3 protein-coding genes and 1 pseudogene are annotated in these 4,267 nt (G+C 41.6%); 2 read left to right on the top strand and 2 right to left on the bottom strand.

All coding sequences use genetic code 11. The features are described 5' to 3' along the window. Positions 1-181 precede the first annotated feature (181 nt). Together KH943_RS09355 and KH943_RS09350 are read left to right on the top strand one after the other, a co-directional pair. Positions 182-476: pseudogene (locus KH943_RS09355) on the top strand (hypothetical protein); the annotation flags it as partial. 138 nt (positions 477-614) lie between these two features. After that, positions 615-1,790, top strand: a complete 1,176-nt coding sequence (locus KH943_RS09350; RefSeq protein ID WP_304110335.1) for a sugar transporter — start codon at positions 615-617, stop codon at positions 1,788-1,790. A gap of 42 nt (positions 1,791-1,832) precedes the next feature. Here KH943_RS09350 and upp read toward each other — a convergent pair whose 3' ends face one another. Both upp and fadD read right to left on the bottom strand, forming a co-directional pair. Beyond that, complete coding sequence (upp, locus tag KH943_RS09345; RefSeq protein ID WP_005705829.1) at positions 1,833-2,459, bottom strand: uracil phosphoribosyltransferase; 627 nt, start codon at positions 2,457-2,459, stop codon at positions 1,833-1,835. 24 nt (positions 2,460-2,483) lie between these two features. Beyond that, positions 2,484-4,172, bottom strand: a complete 1,689-nt coding sequence (fadD, locus tag KH943_RS09340) for a long-chain-fatty-acid--CoA ligase FadD (protein ID WP_304110334.1) — start codon at positions 4,170-4,172, stop codon at positions 2,484-2,486. Positions 4,173-4,267 lie beyond the last annotated feature (95 nt).

Below are 4,267 nucleotides of genomic sequence, written 5' to 3'. Positions count from 1 at the left end.
GTCCACTGCTTTGCAATTTTTAATAGTGGTGTAAGGTGTTGCAACCCAAAAATAAAGTGAGTGATTTGTAGTTTGGATAAAATCTGCGTCTAAAGTAATGCCTAAATCATCACTAATTACGTAGTCAAATAGTGCCATTTTGTTGCCCCCTATGTTTTGTTGAAGCTACATGCCGAAGTTTACCGATAACCCGAAAGCCTTGTTCGTATTAGATCCGCCTTATCTTTGCACCAAACAAGAAAGCTACAAACAAGCCACCTATTTTGATTTGATTGACTTCCTGCGACTGATCAATCACACGACCACCGTATATTTTCTTTAGCTCAACGAAGTCGGAGTTTATTCGCTTTGTGGATTATATAGTAGAAGACAAAGTGGATAATTAGCAAGCGTTTGATAATTACGAGCGAATTGTGGTTAAAGCATCTGCTTCCAAAGATGGGATTTATGAGGATAATATGATTTATATGTTCTAAATTTAAACTGCCTTTAAAAACCTTTTAAACATACAAATGAGCTATTAAATAAAACAGTTTACAAGCGGTTAAATTTTTCTTACGCTTTGCATCGCAAATTGAATGAAAAATTTGACCGCTTTATTTTTAGGGATTGAAATGATGACCAAACAATCTTATCGAAAACTCGCGTTACTGCGGGTTTTTGCATTTTCGCTTTCCGCATTTATTTTTAACACGACAGAGTTTGTGCCTGTAGCTCTGCTTTCAGATATCGCTCTAAGTTTTGAAATGGAAACCGCAACCGTTGGGTTGATGATTACCGTATATGCGTGGATAGTGTTTCTCAGCTCGTTACCGTTGATGTTGCTTACCGCAAAGGTAGAACGCAAGAAATTACTGCTTTCGATTTTCGCTCTTTTTATTGTCAGTCATATTCTTTCGGTTGTGGCGTGGAATTTCTGGATACTGTTAATTTCTCGAATTGGCATCGCATTGGCTCACGCTATTTTCTGGTCGATTACTGCATCACTAGTCATTCGTGTTGCACCGAAAGATAAAAAACAACAAGCGTTGGGCTTACTGGCATTAGGTAGTTCACTGGCAATGATTTTGGGTTTACCGATTGGGCGAATGATTGGGCAAGCATTAGACTGGCGTTCGACTTTTGCTGTAATTGGGGTTATAGCCACTCTTGTGATGCTGTTAATATGGAAATTGCTTCCTCACTTGCCAAGTAAAAATACAGGTTCTTTAGCAAGCATTCCTGTGTTGATGAAACGCCCTCTTTTAGTTGGGATTTATCTGCTTGTAGTAATGATTATTACTGGGCATTTTACTACTTACAGCTATATCGAACCTTTTGTGATCAACATTAGCCAATTTGCGCCTGAAATTGCAACAATGATGCTATTTATTTTTGGGTTAGCAGGCGTGGCAGGCAGTTTCTTATTTGGGCGTTTATATGTAAAAAATCCACGAAAATTTATCGCTTGTGCGATGATGTTAGTGATGTGCCCGCAACTTCTGATTTTTCCACTCAAATATTTTGACATTGCTATTTTCTGGCTCGTGTTTTTATGGGGAATTGGCATTACCTGTTTGTGTATTGCACTACAGATGCGTGTACTCCAACTTGCGCCAGATGCAACGGATGTGGCAACTGCTATTTACTCGGGTATTTATAATAACGGCATTGGTGCTGGTGCATTGTTCGGCAGTATTGTGATTCATCAATTAGGGTTGGAATATGTCGGACTAATTGGTGGTGGATTAGGTATGATAGCGTTGTGTTGGTTTGGGTTTATTACAGTGAGGTTTGGTCAAACAGCCTAAAAATAGAAAGCGGGCATAATGCCCGCCATTAAAAATAGAGGATTATTTCGTCCCAAAAATCTTATCACCCGCATCCCCTAAACCAGGCACGATGTAGCCGTGTTCGTTTAAGTGGCTGTCGATTGATGCCGTGTAAAGTTCGATGTCAGGATGGCTTGCTTTTAAGGCTTCAATACCTTCAGGCGCTGCAACAAGCACTAACACTTTAATGTGTTTACAACCCGCATTTTTAAGTAGGTCAAGGGTTGCGATCATTGATCCACCTGTGGCTAACATTGGGTCAACCACAATAGCTAAGCGTTCTTCTACATCGTTTGCCAATTTTTTGAAGTATGGTACAGGTTTTAAAGTTTCTTCATCACGGTAGATACCCACCACGCTGATACGTGCACTTGGGATGTGTTCTAGTACGCCATCCATCATGCCTAAACCTGCACGTAAAATTGGCACCACGGTCACTTTTTTACCTTTAATACGATCAACTTCTACTTTACCGCACCAACCATCTATTTCTACTTTTTCTGTTTCTAAATCTTTAGTCGCTTCATAAGTTAAAAGGCTGCCAACTTCAGTAGCAAGTTGGCGGAAATCTTTGGTGCTGATTTCAGCAGCACGCATTAAGCCTAATTTATGGCGTACAAGCGGGTGTTTTACTTCAACGATTTTCATCTTCATTCTCCTTTCTGGATTTGGCTAGGATTTGATATTTAACTTAGCAATTTCTTCATCACGGAGCACGCGACGTAAGATTTTACCTACATTGGTTTTTGGTAATTCGTCCCTGAATTCAATCTCTTTCGGGATTTTATAACCTGTGAGGAATTGGCGACAGTAAGAACGCAACTCTTCACGGGTTAAGCTTTCATCTTTTTTGGTGACGAAAATTTTGATAATTTCGCCAGAAATAGGGTGGGGCACGCCGACGGCAACCACTTCATTCACTTTCGGATTATGTGCAACCACATCTTCGATTTCGTTTGGGTAAACGTTAAAGCCTGACACGATGATCATATCTTTTTTGCGATCGACAATGCGTAAGTTGAGATCTTGCCCCATCTCGACAATATCACCTGTTGCCATCCAGCCATCGTGCAAGACTTCGGTGGTATCTTCTGGGCGGTTCCAATAACCTTTCATTACTTGTGGACCTTTTACCCAAAGTTCTCCACGTTCACCCATTGGCACCTCATTGCCTGCGTCGTCCATAATGCGAATATCCGTATTCGGCACAGGCACGCCAATGGAGCCTGTGTGTTCGGTGGAATCCCAACGAGAAGCGGCAATCAATGGCGAACATTCAGTCATCCCATAGCCTTCAATAATGTGACAACCTGTGGTTTCAAACCAGCGTTTTGCGACAGCCCCTTGAATAGCTGCTCCGCCTCCAACGCTTAAACGCAGTGCCGAGAAGTCTACCTCTTTGAAATGTTCATTATTCAGGAGGGCATTGAATAGCGTGTTCACGCCACAAAGTGCCACAATACGCTGTTTTTTCAGCTCTTTGACAAAACCAGGAATATCACGCGGGTTGGTAATCAATAAGCCCGTTACGCCTAATTCGATAAAGAGTAAGCAGTTTACCGACAAGGCAAACACGTGGTACATCGGCAAAGGGATGGCAGCCACGCGAACCTTAGCATCTTTTAATAATGGCTCTGCTACCCATTTGGCTTGGAATACATTGGCAACCATATTGGCGTGTGTGAGCATTGCACCTTTTGCTACGCCTGTTGTGCCGCCTGTATATTGTAAGAAAGCAAGGTCACTACTCTCTAAATTTGGTTTTACATATTGACGCTGTTTGCCGATACTCAAGGCTTCGCGGAAACTTACTGCGTGTGGCAACTTATATTTTGGCACAAGTTTTTTGATGTATTTCACCACAAAATTCACTAGCGTGCGTTTTCCAAACGAGAGCTGATCGCCCATACGGGTTAAAATTACGTTCTCTACTTGGGTATTGAAGACTACTTTTTCGAGTGTGGCGGCAAAGTTAGAGACGATGACAATCGCTTTTGCACCGCTGTCGTTGAGCTGATGTTCTAATTCGCGTGGTGTGTAAAGTGGATTAACGTTTACGATCACCAAACCTGCACGCAATGCACCGAATAAAGCAATCGGATATTGCAACAGGTTTGGCATCATTAATGCGACTCGATCACCTTTTTCTAAACGCAATTCATTTTGTAAATAAGCAGCAAAAGCACGGCTACGTTCTTCTAATTTGCGGAAGGTTAAAACTTGCCCCATATTGATATAAGCAGGCATATCAGGATGTCGTTTTACGGCTGCTTCAAACATCTCTACGAGAGATTCATATTTCGTTACATCAATCGTTTTTTCTGCGTTAGGTGGGTAATTATCAAACCAAATTTTTTCCATTGTTGTTTAGTCTCCTGCCCCGAAAGTGCTAGATTTGCCTAGGAAAATCGGGGTAAATTTTGTTAATGGTTGATGGGCAGTAACCAGTTTCACCG

It is taken from the genome of Haemophilus parahaemolyticus, assembly GCF_018373095.1.
GTDB classification, from domain to species: domain Bacteria; phylum Pseudomonadota; class Gammaproteobacteria; order Enterobacterales; family Pasteurellaceae; genus Haemophilus_A; species Haemophilus_A parahaemolyticus_A.
The sequence above is the reverse complement of the archived record's forward strand: the minus strand, read 5'-3'. Positions and strand labels throughout refer to the sequence as shown.